Consider the following 15,393-nt stretch of genomic DNA (forward strand, 5'->3'; position numbering starts at 1 on the left):
CGAGGTGTAGCATGATATGTCAAAACGTTTAGATGAAATTAAAAGTGCTTTGGACCATCATCTTGGTCAGAGGCTTATGCTAAAAGCCAATAGTGGAAGAAGGAAGACGATAGAACGATCTGGTGTGCTGGCAGAAACATACCGTTCGGTTTTTGTAGTTCAACTTGATCAACAAGAAGATACATTTCAGCGTGTTTCTTATAGTTATGCAGACGTATTAACAGAGACTGTTGAGCTTACGTTTTATGATGCACAAGATAATGAAATCATGTTAGGTGAACAATCTGTTTAAGGATGGGATCTGTTTGATTACATATATTTTCCGGATTTGAAGAAATTCGTAGTGTCACATACTAAATGTACCGTAGCGATAAAGGGGGACTTGCGTTGAGTAGACGAAGAGGAGTCATGTCAAATAAATTTAAAGAAGAGCTTGCAAAAGAGCTTGGATTTTATGATGTCGTGCAAAAAGAAGGATGGGGCGGAATTCGTGCGAAAGATGCTGGTAATATGGTTAAACGTGCAATTGAAATTGCAGAGCAGCAATTGATGAAACAAAACCAGTAACAGTAAGATACTTCTATGCTACGGTAGCCGAGGAGATGTTCCTCGGCTTTTTGCACGCGAAAAAGTTGTATTCGTAGTGTATAAGTAGTTTCATTCTTGATGCTTTTCGTTATAATTAGGAAAGTGTCATCGTTCTACTATAAATTTATGGTAAAATAAACGATAAAAGATTGAGTACATAGAGTAGGTGAATAGATTGAAGCTACTAGTTAAAGCACCAGCAAAAATTAATTTGTCGTTAGATGTACTAGGGAAAAGACCGGACGGTTATCATGAAGTTAAAATGATTATGACAACAATTGATTTAGCAGATCGGTTAGAACTAACAGAGTTATCTGAAGACCGGATTGAAATTGTATCTCATAACCGTTATGTCCCAGACGACCAAAGAAATTTAGCTTATCAGGCGGCAAAATTGTTAAAGGAACGCTTTCAAGTAAAAAGAGGAGTATCTATTACAATTGAAAAAACGATTCCAGTTGCAGCGGGCTTAGCAGGTGGAAGCAGCGATGCAGCTGCAGCATTAAGAGGTCTGAATCAATTATGGAATCTTGGACTTACAATTGATGAACTTGCAGAATTAGGTGCCGAGATTGGATCAGATGTATCGTTTTGTGTATATGGCGGAACTGCCATTGCAACAGGTCGTGGAGAGAAAATCGAACATATTAAGACACCTCCTTCTTGCTGGGTTATTTTGGCCAAACCACATATTGGTGTATCTACAGCTGACGTATATGGGAATTTACGATTAAATCGTGTAACACATCCAGATGTAAACCGTATGGTTGAAGTGATTCAAAATGGTGACTATGAGGGAATTTGTCATGCTGTTGGCAATGTATTAGAAGATGTAACATTTTCAATGCATCCTGAAGTTGCAAATATTAAGGCTCAGATGAAACGTTTCGGTGCAGATGCGGTTTTAATGAGTGGTAGCGGTCCAACAGTTTTTGGTTTAGTTCGTCATGATTCACGCATGCACCGTATTTATAACGGTTTAAAAGGATTTTGTGATCAAGTATACGCAGTTCGTTTATTAGGAGAACGAGAAGGTCTTGAATAAAGGCGTATAATAAGTTATGATTTGTTTAAAATATTCGTAATTTGAGGTGAGAGCATGAAAATTAGACGAAGTACAAGGTTAGTCGATATGACTTATTATTTGCTTCAAAACCCTCGTCAGTTAGTTTCTCTCACTTTTTTTGCTGAACGGTATCAATCTGCTAAATCTTCTATTAGTGAAGATTTAGTTATTATTAAACAAACGTTTGAACAACAAGGAGTCGGCACATTACAAACGGTACCAGGCGCAGCAGGAGGAGTGAAATATATCCCATATATAAGTCAGAAGGAAGCAAAGCAAATTATTAGTGAGCTTTGTAAATTATTTGAGAATCCTGATCGTATTCTTCCGGGTGGTTATTTATATATGACGGATCTTTTAAGTAATCCGCGCTACATTAATGGTGCAGGAAGACTTTTTGCTTCTGTATTTGCAAGACAGCCAATTGACGCTGTTATGACAGTTGCGACAAAAGGGATTCCTTTAGCATATGCAGTAGCCAATTATTTAAATGTCCCAGTCGTAATTGCTAGAAAAGATAATAAAGTAACAGAAGGCCCAACAGTAAGTATTAATTATGTGTCAGGTTCTTCTAAGCGTATTCAAACGATGACATTAGCAAAGCGTAGTCTTCCAGAAGGTGCGAATGTATTAATCATTGATGATTTTATGAAGGCTGGCGGAACAGTGCAAGGTATGATGAGTATGCTTGAGGAATTTAATGCAAATGTTGTTGGCATTGGTGTTTTAGTGGAATCAAGTGATATTGAGGAAAGACTTGTAGATAACTTTGTTTCGTTAATTCGCTTGTCTGAAGTAGATGTGAGAGAAAAGACGATTCAAGTGGAAAAAGGAAATTATTCTTTAAGTCCATTTGCTGATATGATTGTAGAAGTTGAATAAGATAAACAATCTTCTTCATAGATTGTTTTAAAGAAGATACTGTTCGTCAGAGCGGGGGAAAAGATAAAGCAACTGCTTTATCTTTTTTTATACTGATTGATAATAAGCTTTTACCAGTTGGGTACTTTGTCATATTATTTACGGGCAGTAAGTTTTAGCAGGTGGTAAGCTCCCAACTTGGAGGCTTACCACCTGCTAAAACAATAGGTTTCTTGTTAGGGGAAGCTTGTAAAAGCAGGATAAAAATATAAAAGGGTGAGAAACGATGAAAGTAGTTCAAACAAATGAAGCGCCGCAGGTGATTGGTCCATATTCACAAGGTATGATTGTAAATAATATGTTTTACAGTTCTGGACAAATTCCTTTAACAGTAAATGGTGAACTTGTGACTGGGGATGTAAAGGAACAAACAGAGCAAGTGTTTCAAAATTTAAAGGCAGTATTAATAGAAGCGGGAGCATCGTTTGAGACAGTGGTAAAAACAACTGTATTTTTAAAAGATATGAATGATTTTGATGCGGTAAATGAAGTATATAGTACATATTTTTCTACAAATAAACCAGCACGTTCTTGTGTACAAGTAGTGAAATTACCGAAAGATGTATCTGTTGAAATTGAAGTTATCGCCCTTGTAAAATAAGGAATTGTAAGCGATAACTTATATTTATTTATATATTTCACTTATATAAAAATTTTTATCTTAAAAATTTTTGAAAAATTGAAGGAAAAATAGAACATTTGTGGAATTTATAGAAATATATCGCTTATTTAGAAAAAGGGTGGTGAACACAAGATGGAAGTGACTGACGTAAGATTACGCCGCGTAAACACAGAAGGCCGCATGCGAGCGATTGCTTCTATTACACTAGACCATGAATTTGTTGTTCATGATATTCGTGTAATTGATGGCAATAATGGATTATTTGTAGCAATGCCAAGTAAACGTACTCCAGATGGAGAGTTCCGTGATATTGCTCATCCAATTAATTCTAATACTCGTTCTAAGATTCAAGATGCGGTTTTAACTGAGTATCACCGTTTAGGCGAGTTAGAAGAAGTTGAGTTTGAAGAAGCTGGAGCTTCGTAAAATTCGAATAAGAAGGGCTCTAAAAGAAGAGCTCTATAATTTTGGCAAACTCCTGTAAGCATTTACAGGAGTTTGTTGTTGTTTTCATATATTATATAAATCGATTTTGATTTTTTAGCATATAAGTCGTTGCTATGCAGAAACAACTAATCTGCATTTCCTCTTTACCTTTGTTTTCACACTTGCATATGGCAAGGTATTCTCCTTGAAAAAGAAAGTGATTTTTATATCATTTTTTCAATTTGCCCCTATAATAGTTGCCTCAATTTTTTATGAAAAGAGAATAGTATAGCTTATTTCATAAAAAGATATGAAATACTAAAACATTGTATAAAAGTTATGGTAAAATTTAATAGTTATAAGGTGTTTCTTGAAATATATAGTTATTTAGGATAATATCTTTAATGGATAAATAGGTTGCGATGGAGGGTCTATATGTCAAAAAGATTTGCAGTGATTCTTGCTGCAGGGAAAGGCACACGTATGAAGTCAAGTTTATACAAAGTGCTACATCCTGTATGCGGGAAACCGATGGTACAGCATGTAGTTGATCAAGTCTCTCAGCTAGAAGTGCAGAAACTTGTTACGGTTGTTGGACACGGCGCTGAAAAGGTACAAGATCAATTAGGAAGTGCAAGTGAATTTGCATTGCAAACAGAGCAGCTAGGAACAGCGCATGCCGTTATGCAAGCAGCTGATGCACTGGGGAACGAGGAAGGAACAACATTAGTAATTTGTGGTGATACACCTCTTATTACAGCAGAAACAATGGAAGCTTTATTAAAGCAGCATGAAGAAGCAGGTGCAAAGGCAACGGTATTAACAGCCTATATAGAAGAGCCTGCTGGTTATGGTCGGATTGTTCGTAATGAAAATGGTCATGTTGAAAAAATTGTTGAACATAAAGATGCAAATGAAGTAGAGCGAGCTATTAAAGAAATTAATACAGGTACGTATTGTTTTGATAATAAAGCGCTATTTGCTTCCCTTTCTAAAGTTTCCAATGAAAATGTGCAGGGAGAATATTACCTTCCAGATGTAATTGAGATTTTGAAAAATGAAGGTCATATTGTATCTGCCTATCAAACAGAGCATTTTGATGAAACATTAGGAGTTAACGACAGGGTCGCTCTATCGCAAGCGGAAGACATTATGAAAAAACGTATTAACCGTAAACACATGGTAAATGGTGTTACGATTATTGATCCGAACAACACGTATATTTCTGGTGATGCAAAAATTGGTAATGATACGGTTATTTATCCGGGAACAATTATTGAAGGTTATACTGTTATTGGATCAAATTGTGAAGTTGGACCACATACAGTCATACGTGATAGTGAAGTGGGCGATAATACAACAATTCGTCAGTCTACTGTTCATGATAGTAAGATTGGTATTGATGTTGCAATTGGACCGTTCGCTCATATCCGTCCGCAATCTGTTATTGGTAATGAAGTTCGTGTTGGAAACTTCGTTGAAATTAAAAAGACTGTTTTCGGGAATAGAAGTAAAGCTTCTCACTTAAGCTATATTGGTGATGCAGAGGTGGGAGAAGATGTAAATCTTGGCTGTGGTTCTATTACAGTAAACTACGATGGCAAGAATAAATTTAAAACTGTGATTGGCGATGGTGTGTTTATTGGTTGTAACTCAAACCTTGTTGCTCCTGTAACAGTTCGAGATGGTGCTTATGTTGCGGCAGGTTCTACAATTACAGAAGATGTGCCAGCAAAAGCATTATCAATTGCACGTGCACGTCAAACAAACAAAGAAGATTATGTTGATCAATTGCTGAATAAGAAAAATTCATAATGTGGAGGGTTAATCTAGATGTCGACTCAATATCTAAATTCTAATTTGAAAGTATTTTCTTTAAACTCTAATAAGGCACTTGCTGAGCAAATTGCAAAGCACATTGGAGTAGAATTAGGAAAATGTTCTGTTGCACGCTTTAGTGATGGAGAAATTCAAATTAACATTGAAGAAAGTATTCGTGGTTGCGATGTATTTGTCATCCAATCTACGAGCTTCCCAGTAAATGAGCATATTATGGAATTGCTTATTATGATCGATGCATTAAAACGTGCATCTGCGAAAACAATTAACATTGTTATTCCTTACTATGGTTATGCACGTCAAGATCGTAAAGCGCGCTCTCGTGAGCCGATTACAGCGAAACTTTTTGCAAACTTACTGGAAACAGCGGGTGCTACTCGTGTAATTACTCTAGATTTACATGCTCCACAAATTCAAGGATTCTTCGATATTCCAATCGACCATTTAATGGGTGTACCTATTCTTTCTGATTGCTTTGAGAAGAAAGGTCTTAAGGATATTGTAATCGTATCTCCTGACCATGGTGGTGTAACACGTGCTCGAAAAATGGCAGATCGCTTAAAAGCGCCAATCGCCATTATCGATAAACGCCGTCCGCGTCCAAACGTAGCGGAAGTAATGAATATCGTAGGTAATATCGAAGGTAAAACAGCAATTTTAATTGATGACATCATTGATACAGCTGGTACAATTACATTGGCAGCAAACGCTCTTATAGAGAACGGTGCTTCTGAAGTATATGCTTGCTGTACACACCCAGTTTTATCTGGTCCAGCAATTGAACGTATTCAAAATTCAAACATTAAAGAGTTAGTTGTAACAAACTCTATCGTATTACCAGAAGAAAAGAAAATTGATAAAGTACAAGAACTTTCTGTTGCTCCGTTAATTGGTGAAGCAATTATTCGTGTTTACGAAGAAGAATCTGTAAGTGTACTATTCAATTAATTGGATAGAATGAGACGTAACCAGTGTTGGTTACGTCTTTTCGTATCGAAAAAAGAAAGTGGTGTTACAAATGAAATTAATAGTAGGACTTGGTAACCCAGGGAGAGAATATGAATTAACAAGGCATAACATTGGGTTCATGGCAATAGATGAATTATCTAAACGTTGGAATATCCCATTAAATGAGCAGAAATTTAAGGGATTATTCGGTGCGGGTTTTGTAAATGGAGAGAAAGTTATTTTATTAAAGCCACTTACATATATGAATTTATCTGGAGAAAGTATTCGTCCACTTATGGATTACTATAAAATTGATATTGAAGACTTTGTAGTGATGTATGATGATTTAGATATTCCAGTTGGAAAATTACGTCTTCGCATGAAAGGTAGTGCGGGTGGCCATAACGGTGTAAAATCAACGATTGCACATTTAGGAACACAGGAATTTCAACGCATTCGTATGGGAATTGATCGTCCTAAAAATGGGATGAAAGTAGTCGATTATGTATTAGGACGTTTTATGGCAGATGAGATGCCAGAGGTAGAACGAGCAATTGAAAAAAGTGCAAGTGCATGTGAAGAATGGTTGAAAACTCCATTTTTACAAGTTATGAATACTTTCAATAATTAATATTTCAAAAATGGAATATTTTTTAATATTTATATCCATAATAGTAATAACTGTACCGCTAGGAGGAAATTATGGACGGACATTATTACTGCAGACATTGTGGGTATAGGATAGGTAGTATTACAGCGGAGAAGGTATACGGCTTTGTGCTAGGTCAACTAACAGAGCAGGAGCGATTAGAAATGATTCATTTTGATGAAAACGGAAATATATATATAAAAACAATTTGTGAATCGTGTCAAAAAACGCTCGCATCCTATCCGGAGTATTATGAATATGAACTGTTCTTACAGTGAAAATGAACTAACTATCAGAGTATGTTTTTCTTACCAATAGTTAGTTGAACACATTGTCCCTTTATAATAGGGGAGAACTTCCGCCCTTCTCTTTTCTAAATATGAAGATGAGAGGCTTACAGCTATGAGGGATAGGATGTAATGCTTCGCTTTGGCTTGTCCAAAGCATTTTTCTGTTTTCTTTTTCCGAAATATTTGCATAAAATATAGTAGCTTGCTCTTTATGTTGAGAGGAGTTTTGAAAAATGATAGGTTTACTAGAGCAATTTCACGAAAATAAAGAAATACGATCAATTATAGATGGATTAGAAGAAGGTTTAAAAGAACAGCTTATCTCAGGCATGGCAACCTCTTCTCGTTCATTATTAATGGCTAGTTTATATAAAAAAACAAAGCAGTCACAGCTTGTTATCACACATAATTTATATCAAGCGCAAAAAGTATATGAGGATTTGGTTTCATTAATTGGAGAGCAGGATGTTTGGTTATATCCTGTAAATGAATCTATTGCATCAGAAATCGGTGTTGCGAGCCCAGAATTGAAGGCGCAGCGCATTGAGGTGCTGAATCGCTTAGCGGCTGGAGAAAGTGGAATTATTGTGGCTCCTGTTGCTGGTTTGCGCCGATTTCTACCAAGAAAAGAGATGTGGAAGAAACAGCAAATTGAATTAAAAATGGGACAAGAAATCGATCTTGATGAACTGTTTCACGTGTTAACGACTATGGGATATGAACGTAAATCTATGGTAGAAGCTCCTGGAGAATTTAGTGTTCGCGGTGGAATATTAGACATTTATCCATTAACGGAAGAATTACCAATTCGTATTGAATTTTTTGATACCGAAGTAGATTCCATCCGTTCCTTTACTGTAGAAGAACAGCGCTCACAGGAGAAGATGGATAAAATATCATTTGGTCCAGCTACAGAATTTGTATTTTCTAAAGAAGAACTAGCATTTGGAATTCAGAAGTTAGAATCAAGTTTAGCTAATACAATAAAAAAAGTATCTGATGAGAAGCTAAAAACAATAATATTAGAAACTGTTACATATGAGTTAGAATTATTGAAAAATGGACAGACCATTGAGCAGATGTTTAAATATTTATCTTTATTTTATAATGAACCTGCTAGTCTAATAGAATATTTACCGGAAAATGGTGTTGTTATTCTAGATGAGGTCTCTCGAATTCAGGAAACAGCAGAGCATTTAGAAACAGAGGAAGCAGAATGGTATATATCGCTTCTTGGAGAAGGTGCAATTGTTCAAGATTTAACTTTTTCTCATAATTTTGCACAATTTTTGAACCATAAAAAACGAAAATTCTTGTACTTAACTTTGTTTTTACGCCACATTCCGCATACACAGCCGCAAAACATTGTGAATTTGACATGTAAAACGATGCAAGACTTTCACGGTCAAATGAATTTGTTAAAAACAGAAATTGATAGATGGACGAAAAGTCGTTTTACAACGGTTGTATTAGGTGCAAATGAAGAACGAACAAAGAAATTGCAGCACATTTTAAATGATTATGATATTGAAGCAGATATTATTGAAGGAACAGAGGTATTGCTCCCAGGCCGTATTCAAGTTATGGTGGGTGACTTACATGCAGGTTTTGAAATGCCGATGCAAAAGCTTGCGATTATTACCGAAAAAGAATTATTTAATAAAAAGGTAAAAAAATCACAGCGTAAGCAAAAACTTTCGAATGCAGAGAGAATTAAAAGTTACTCTGAATTAAAAGTTGGTGATTATGTTGTTCACGTAAATCACGGTATCGGTAAATTTTTAGGAATTGAAACATTAGAAATTAATGGTGTCCATAAAGATTATTTGCATATCAAATATCAAGGAAATGATAAGTTATACGTTCCAATTGAACAAATTGACCAGGTGCAAAAGTATGTAGGATCTGAAGGGAAAGATCCGAAAATTTATAAGCTTGGCGGAAATGATTGGAAGAAAGTTAAGACAAAGGTAGAAAAATCTGTTCAAGATATTGCGGATGATTTAATTAAGCTGTATGCAGAGCGCGAAGCATCAAAAGGATACGCGTTTACTCCGGATACTTCTGAGCAACAGGAATTTGAATCATCATTCCCTTATCAAGAAACGGAAGATCAGTTACGCTCAATTGCAGAAATTAAGAAGGATATGGAGCGCGGTCGTCCGATGGATCGTTTGCTTTGCGGTGACGTTGGATATGGAAAAACTGAAGTAGCAATTCGTGCTGCTTTTAAAGCGATTATGGATGAAAAACAAGTTGCGATTTTAGTACCGACGACAATTTTAGCGCAACAGCATTATGAAACAATTCGAGAACGCTTCCAAGATTATCCAATTAATATTGGGTTATTAAGTCGCTTTCGTACGAGAAAACAGCAGAATGAAACAATTAAAGGATTAAAAGATGGCACTGTTGATATTGTTATCGGTACACATCGTCTTCTGTCAAAGGATGTTATATATAAAGATTTAGGATTACTTATTATTGATGAAGAGCAGCGCTTTGGTGTAACACATAAAGAAAAAATTAAGCAATTAAAGGCTAATATTGATGTACTAACATTAACAGCGACACCAATTCCGCGTACGCTTCATATGTCTATGTTAGGTGTTCGTGATTTATCTGTTATTGAAACGCCGCCAGAAAATCGTTTTCCGGTACAAACGTATGTTGTAGAATATAATCCAGCGTTAATAAGAGAGGCAATTGAACGTGAACTTGCAAGAGGTGGGCAAGTATATTTCTTATACAATCGCGTTGAAGATATTGAGCGAAAAGTAGATGAAATTTCAATGCTTGTTCCTGATGCACGTGTAACTTTTGCGCATGGAAAGATGAATGAGAGTGAATTAGAATCTGTTATGCTTGCTTTCTTAGAGGGTCAACACGATGTACTTGTAAGTACAACGATTATTGAAACAGGCGTTGATATTCCGAACGTAAATACATTAATTGTATTCGATGCAGATCGTATGGGATTATCGCAGTTGTATCAGTTACGGGGCCGGGTAGGGCGTTCTAATCGTGTTGCCTATGCATATTTTACGTATAAGCGTGATAAAGTGTTATCTGAGGTGGCAGAAAAACGGTTGCAGGCTATTAAAGAATTTACAGAGCTAGGATCTGGATTTAAAATTGCTATGCGTGATTTATCTATCCGCGGGGCCGGGAATCTACTAGGTGCAGAGCAGCATGGCTTTATTGATTCCGTTGGTTTTGATTTATATTCACAAATGTTAAAAGATGCAATTGAACAGCGGATAGGTACGGGTGCAGAAGAGCAAGTAATTGATGTTGAGATTGATCTAGAAGTAGATGCATATTTACCAGATGCGTATATTTCCGATAGCAAACAAAAAATTATGATGTATAAGCAATTTAGGGGCGTTTCTACTATTGAGGATATTGAAGAATTACAAGAAGAGATGATTGATCGCTTCGGTGACTATCCACAAGAAGTTGGATATTTATTACAAATTGCGAATATTAAAGCGCTAGCGATGCAAGAGGGAATCGAATTGATTAAGCAAATGAAACAAGAAGTGACACTGCTATTTTCAGAAAAGGCTAGTCAAAATATTGATGGTGGAAAATTATTTATGCTTGGTAGCAGTTTTGGGCGTATGATTGGCCTTGGTATGGAAGGTTCCCGTTTGAAAATTGTGATGAATGTGCGTGAAATAGAAGTAGCGAAATGGCTTACAATCGCTGAAAATTTATTAAAAGGTTTAAAAGACGTGAAAAAAGAAGAGATAAATGCTTAAATAAGAATAAAAAATACAATTCGGCGTGTATAGAAGAACTAATGTGTAAAATACTATGCTTAATAGTTGGTGGTTTTTACATGAACAGGTAAAAGCACCACTTTTATCATCAGTAGAAAGTGAGGCAGCATTAGAATGAAAGCAACTGGAATTGTACGTCGAATTGATGATTTAGGAAGGGTTGTTATCCCGAAAGAAATTCGCAGAACTCTCCGTATTCGGGAAGGTGACCCGTTAGAAATTTTTGTTGATCGCGATGGAGAAGTTATTTTAAAGAAATATTCTCCAATTAGTGAATTAGGTGATTTTGCTAAGGAATATGCAGATGCTCTATATGATAGTTTAGGACATAACGTACTTGTTTGTGACCGCGATTCAATTATCGCTGTCGCTGGCGTGTCAAAAAAAGAATACTTAAATAAAAGCGTTGGGGATTTAGTTGAGAAAGCAATGGAAGAACGCAAATCAGTTGTCATGACAGATGAAAGTGAAATTTCTATTATCGATGGAGTGGCTGAAAAGGTACAATCTTATACAATCGGTCCAATTATTGCAAATGGCGATCCGATTGGAGCTGTTATTATTTTTTCAAAAGAAGGAATCATTAGTGATGTAGAACATAAAGCCGTGGAAACAGCAGCAAGCTTCCTAGCAAAACAAATGGAACAATAAAGCTTAGCTAACCATCAGTGAGTGTTTTTTTTCACTGATGGTTAACTGATCCCACCTGTGTTTCTACGGGCGGTTAAGCTTCGTGATACACCGCAATGTACCGTGGAATTATATATCTATGTAAAGGTAGCATTTTGCTACCTTTTTTATATGATCACATTGAAAGTCGAAAGCTGTTTTTTTCTTTGTGATATAATACGTAGGATGAGTATAGAAAAAAAGGGAGATTGCATGGTTATGGAGACGAAGAAGTACCACGCTTTTTGGCGCGGAGCAATTATATTAACAATTGCGAGCTTTGTTACAAAAGTATTAAGCGCCTTTTACCGTATTCCATATCAAAATATAGCTGGTGATATTGGTTTTTATATTTATCAGCAAATTTACCCGTTTTACGGGTTTTGTTTAATTTTAGCGACATATGGTTTTCCAATCATTATTTCAAAAATGATTGCAGAACGTTTAGAGCGAGGAGAACGGAAAGAAGCAGAGGCCATTATATGTATTTCTTTTTGGTTTTTATTAGCTATTGGGATCATAGGATGTAGTGTATTATTTTTCGGTGCACATACAATTGCATCTTTAATGGGGGATGCTAATTTAGAAAAGCTAATTTGTGTTATTGCATTTTCTTTTTTATTAATGCCATTTCTTTCGGTAGCACGAGGTTATTTTCAAGGGTTTGGAAATATGATACCAACAGCTGTATCACAGGTAATAGAACAAACGATTCGCGTATCCATTATCGTATTCTTGTCATTATTCCTTATAAAAAAAGGGGTTGATTTATATACGGTGGGAGCAGGTGCTATGTTTGGCTCTATAGCAGGTGGTTTTATTGGTGTGATTGTATTGCTGTTTTATTTGCGAAAGGACTTTTGTTCTATTTTTCTGCAAAGCTTGAAAGGTATTTCAAATAAAAAGACCATTATTCGTACGTTGTTTTGGCAAGGGATTGCGATTTGTGTTAGTAACTTAGTGTTAATTTTTATACAAATGGCAGATTCTATTTCACTTTATAGCTTACTTGTTCAGAATGGAGAACCGGTAGAAATAGCAAAGATGTTAAAGGGTGTATATGATCGCAGTATTCCTCTTATGCAGCTTGGGACGGTCGTGACAACATCGTTTTCACTTTCTTTAATCCCAATGATTACAGCTGCAAAAGAGAGAGGAGATCAAGTGTTCATTCGCGAAAAAATACAGCTAGCAATTAAAATTACATTTGTAATTGGACTTGCTGCATCACTAGGACTCGCGAGTATCATTCGTCCAACAAATATTATGCTATTTGCAAATGGCAACGGCTCTGTTGTGCTGGGAATTTTAGCTGTTTCTATTCTGTTTAGTTCATTAGCAATTACAACTGCATCTATTTTGCAAGGGTTAGGACAAACCGTAAAACCAGCCTTGTTTGTTGTAATTGGCGCATGTGTGAAATTGTTACTAAATTATATGTTTGTTCCGTATTTTGGTGTAATTGGTGCAGCTGTTGCAACTGTGATTGCGTTGTTGTGTATTGCTATATTGAATAGTGTATTACTGATTCAAGTTGTTAATGAGCCACTTATACAGAAAAAACCCATTGTAGGTGTAACAATCGGAGCATTAAGTATGGTGTTAGTGCTTGCTGGATTTATGTATATGTTTGAGAGGTTTGGATTACAAGCTAACGAGGCGCATAGAGGATTGGCCGCGATTCAAGCGTTACTGTGTGTCGGTGTTGGTGGTTTACTATACGTATTTTTAATTTTAAAGCTACAAGTATTTACAGCGCAGGAACTTGGGGCGGTTATGAAACATGAAAAAGTACAAACTTCGCTGAAGAAGAGTGGATAGAGGTGGGCATTATGAAAAGAACAATTACGATTGTAGGATTAGGAGCTGGTGAATTAGATCAGCTTACAATGGGTGTATATCGAAAAGTGAAAGAAGCAGCACATATGTATGTTCGAACAAAAGAGCACCCAGTTATAGAAGAACTCGAGAAAGAAGGTGTATTATACACATCTTTTGATGCTATATATGAAGCATATGATACATTTGAAGAAGTGTATGAAACAATTTCTAATACATTGATTCAAAAAGCTAAGGAGACAGATATTTTATATGCAGTTCCGGGTCATCCGCTCGTGGCAGAACGTACTGTACAACTTTTACTACAAAAAGGAGAAAAAGAGAATATTGTTGTGCGCGTCGAGGGTGGGCAAAGCTTTTTAGACCCAATGTTTGCAAGTTTGAAAATTGATCCAATTGAAGGATTTCAATTGATTGATGCGACGTCATTTGAAAGAGGACAATTAGAGCTTCGTCAGCACTTGATTTTCTGCCAAGTGTATGATTCATTTATTGCATCTGAGGTCAAACTAACATTAATGGAAATGCTTCCGGATGATTATGAAATATATATTGTGACTGCGGCTGGAACATCATTTGAACAAGTGAAGAAAGTGCCGCTCTATTTATTAGATCATGAGGCAGAGCTTAATAATTTAACGAGTGTGTATGTGCCGCCAGTGTTAAATCGACAATCATTATATCAAGAATTTGATGTATTACGCGGTATTATCGCAGAACTACGCGGACCAAACGGATGCCCGTGGGATAAAAAACAAACGCACCAAACGTTAAAGAAATATTTAATTGAAGAAGCATATGAAGTATTAGAGGCTATCGATGAGGAGGATGACGATCACCTTATTGAAGAACTTGGTGATGTGCTCTTGCAAGTTATGCTTCATGCACAAATTGGTGAAGATGAAGGTTGGTTCTCGATTGACGATGTCATTCACACGTTGTCTGAAAAAATGGTACGCCGTCATCCTCACGTATTCGGAGATGTTAGTGTAGAGACCGCTGATGATGTTGTTACGAATTGGGAAGAAATTAAGAAACAAGAAAAAGGAAATATAAAAGAGTCTATCTTATCAGGTATTCCGAAGAGTTTACCACAGTTAATGCGTGCTTATGAAATTCAAAAAGAGGCAGCGAAGGTTGGATTTGATTGGGATAATGTCAAGCCAATGATGGAAAAAGTAGATGAGGAATGGGAAGAGTTTCAACGTGAAGTGATAGCTATGGATGAAGAGAAAATGTTGGCGGAATTTGGTGATTTGGTATTTGCATTTGTAAATATTGCTCGCTATTATAAAATCAATCCAGAAGAAGCGCTTCATAAGACAAATGAAAAATTTATGAGCCGTTTTTTATATATGGAAGCAAGGGTTGCTAGTATAGAGAAGGAAATGAAAGATCTTTCTTTAAAAGAGCTCGATGCATTATGGGAAGAAGCAAAGCGAATAGAGAATGAATAAGGGGGAGTCGTTATGCGTTTAGATAAATTTTTAAAAGTTTCTCGTCTTATCAAAAGAAGAACACTAGCAAAAGAAGTTGCAGATCAAGGTCGAATTATGATTAATGGTCAAGCTGCGAAAGCAAGCTCGACTGTAAAGGTAGAAGATGAATTAACGATTCGTTTTGGTCAAAAAGTTGTTACGGTAAAAATTAATGAATTAAAAGAAACGACAAAAAAAGAAGATGCTGCAAACTTATATACTGTTGTTCGTGAAGAGAAAGTTGAAGTAAAAGCGGAAGATAGCTTGTTCTAA

The 15,393-nt window shown here is 36.1% G+C and carries 15 protein-coding genes; all 15 read left to right on the plus strand.

Annotated features, from left to right (window positions below; translation table 11 throughout):
* Positions 1–16 precede the first annotated feature (16 nt).
* Positions 17–292 carry a biofilm formation stimulator Veg gene (gene veg, locus WAZ07_RS24495; protein WP_035433605.1) on the plus strand — a complete coding sequence of 92 codons (276 nt, stop codon included), beginning with the start codon at positions 17–19 and terminating at the stop codon, positions 290–292.
* 95 nt (positions 293–387) lie between these two features.
* Positions 388–567, plus strand: coding sequence for an acid-soluble spore protein SspF (gene sspF / locus WAZ07_RS24500; RefSeq protein ID WP_090918113.1), 180 nt, complete (start codon positions 388–390; stop codon positions 565–567).
* A gap of 196 nt (positions 568–763) precedes the next feature.
* Positions 764–1,633 (plus strand): 4-(cytidine 5'-diphospho)-2-C-methyl-D-erythritol kinase, encoded by an 870-nt coding sequence (gene ispE / locus WAZ07_RS24505; RefSeq protein WP_336474500.1) that lies wholly within the window; start codon positions 764–766, stop codon positions 1,631–1,633.
* 54 nt (positions 1,634–1,687) lie between these two features.
* On the plus strand, positions 1,688–2,536 hold the full coding sequence (gene purR / locus WAZ07_RS24510) for a pur operon repressor (RefSeq protein ID WP_090918117.1): 849 nt from the start codon (positions 1,688–1,690) through the stop codon (positions 2,534–2,536).
* A gap of 265 nt (positions 2,537–2,801) precedes the next feature.
* Positions 2,802–3,176: a RidA family protein gene (locus tag WAZ07_RS24515; protein WP_090918119.1), complete on the plus strand. Its 375-nt coding sequence runs from the start codon at positions 2,802–2,804 to the stop codon at positions 3,174–3,176.
* A 153-nt stretch (positions 3,177–3,329) separates the two neighbouring features.
* The gene (spoVG, locus tag WAZ07_RS24520; RefSeq protein WP_000454042.1) at positions 3,330–3,623 is read left to right on the plus strand and encodes a septation regulator SpoVG; all 294 of its coding nucleotides are present in this window, start codon (positions 3,330–3,332) and stop codon (positions 3,621–3,623) included.
* A 435-nt stretch (positions 3,624–4,058) separates the two neighbouring features.
* Complete coding sequence (glmU, locus tag WAZ07_RS24525) at positions 4,059–5,438, plus strand: bifunctional UDP-N-acetylglucosamine diphosphorylase/glucosamine-1-phosphate N-acetyltransferase GlmU (RefSeq protein WP_090918122.1); 1,380 nt, start codon at positions 4,059–4,061, stop codon at positions 5,436–5,438.
* Between the two features lie 18 nt (positions 5,439–5,456).
* Entirely contained in the window at positions 5,457–6,410 is a 954-nt protein-coding gene (locus tag WAZ07_RS24530) for a ribose-phosphate diphosphokinase (protein WP_090918124.1), read from the plus strand.
* Between the two features lie 70 nt (positions 6,411–6,480).
* Positions 6,481–7,041 carry an aminoacyl-tRNA hydrolase gene (pth, locus tag WAZ07_RS24535; protein ID WP_336474501.1) on the plus strand — a complete coding sequence of 187 codons (561 nt, stop codon included), beginning with the start codon at positions 6,481–6,483 and terminating at the stop codon, positions 7,039–7,041.
* A 71-nt stretch (positions 7,042–7,112) separates the two neighbouring features.
* Positions 7,113–7,337, plus strand: a complete 225-nt coding sequence (locus WAZ07_RS24540; RefSeq protein WP_090918128.1) for an anti-sigma-F factor Fin family protein — start codon at positions 7,113–7,115, stop codon at positions 7,335–7,337.
* Between the two features lie 245 nt (positions 7,338–7,582).
* The gene (mfd, locus tag WAZ07_RS24545; RefSeq protein ID WP_336474502.1) at positions 7,583–11,113 is read left to right on the plus strand and encodes a transcription-repair coupling factor; all 3,531 of its coding nucleotides are present in this window, start codon (positions 7,583–7,585) and stop codon (positions 11,111–11,113) included.
* 135 nt (positions 11,114–11,248) lie between these two features.
* On the plus strand, positions 11,249–11,785 hold the full coding sequence (gene spoVT, locus WAZ07_RS24550) for a stage V sporulation protein T (RefSeq protein ID WP_336474503.1): 537 nt from the start codon (positions 11,249–11,251) through the stop codon (positions 11,783–11,785).
* 237 nt (positions 11,786–12,022) lie between these two features.
* Positions 12,023–13,624, plus strand: coding sequence for a putative polysaccharide biosynthesis protein (locus WAZ07_RS24555; protein WP_336474504.1), 1,602 nt, complete (start codon positions 12,023–12,025; stop codon positions 13,622–13,624).
* A gap of 11 nt (positions 13,625–13,635) precedes the next feature.
* A complete protein-coding gene (gene yabN, locus WAZ07_RS24560; protein WP_336474505.1) occupies positions 13,636–15,099 on the plus strand; it encodes a bifunctional methyltransferase/pyrophosphohydrolase YabN in 1,464 nt (487 codons plus the stop codon).
* Positions 15,100–15,111: 12 nt separating this feature from the next.
* Positions 15,112–15,393, plus strand: coding sequence for an RNA-binding S4 domain-containing protein (locus tag WAZ07_RS24565; protein ID WP_090918134.1), 282 nt, complete (start codon positions 15,112–15,114; stop codon positions 15,391–15,393).

Source organism: Bacillus bruguierae, from assembly GCF_037104725.1.
GTDB lineage: Bacteria > Bacillota > Bacilli > Bacillales > Bacillaceae_G > Bacillus_A > Bacillus_A bruguierae.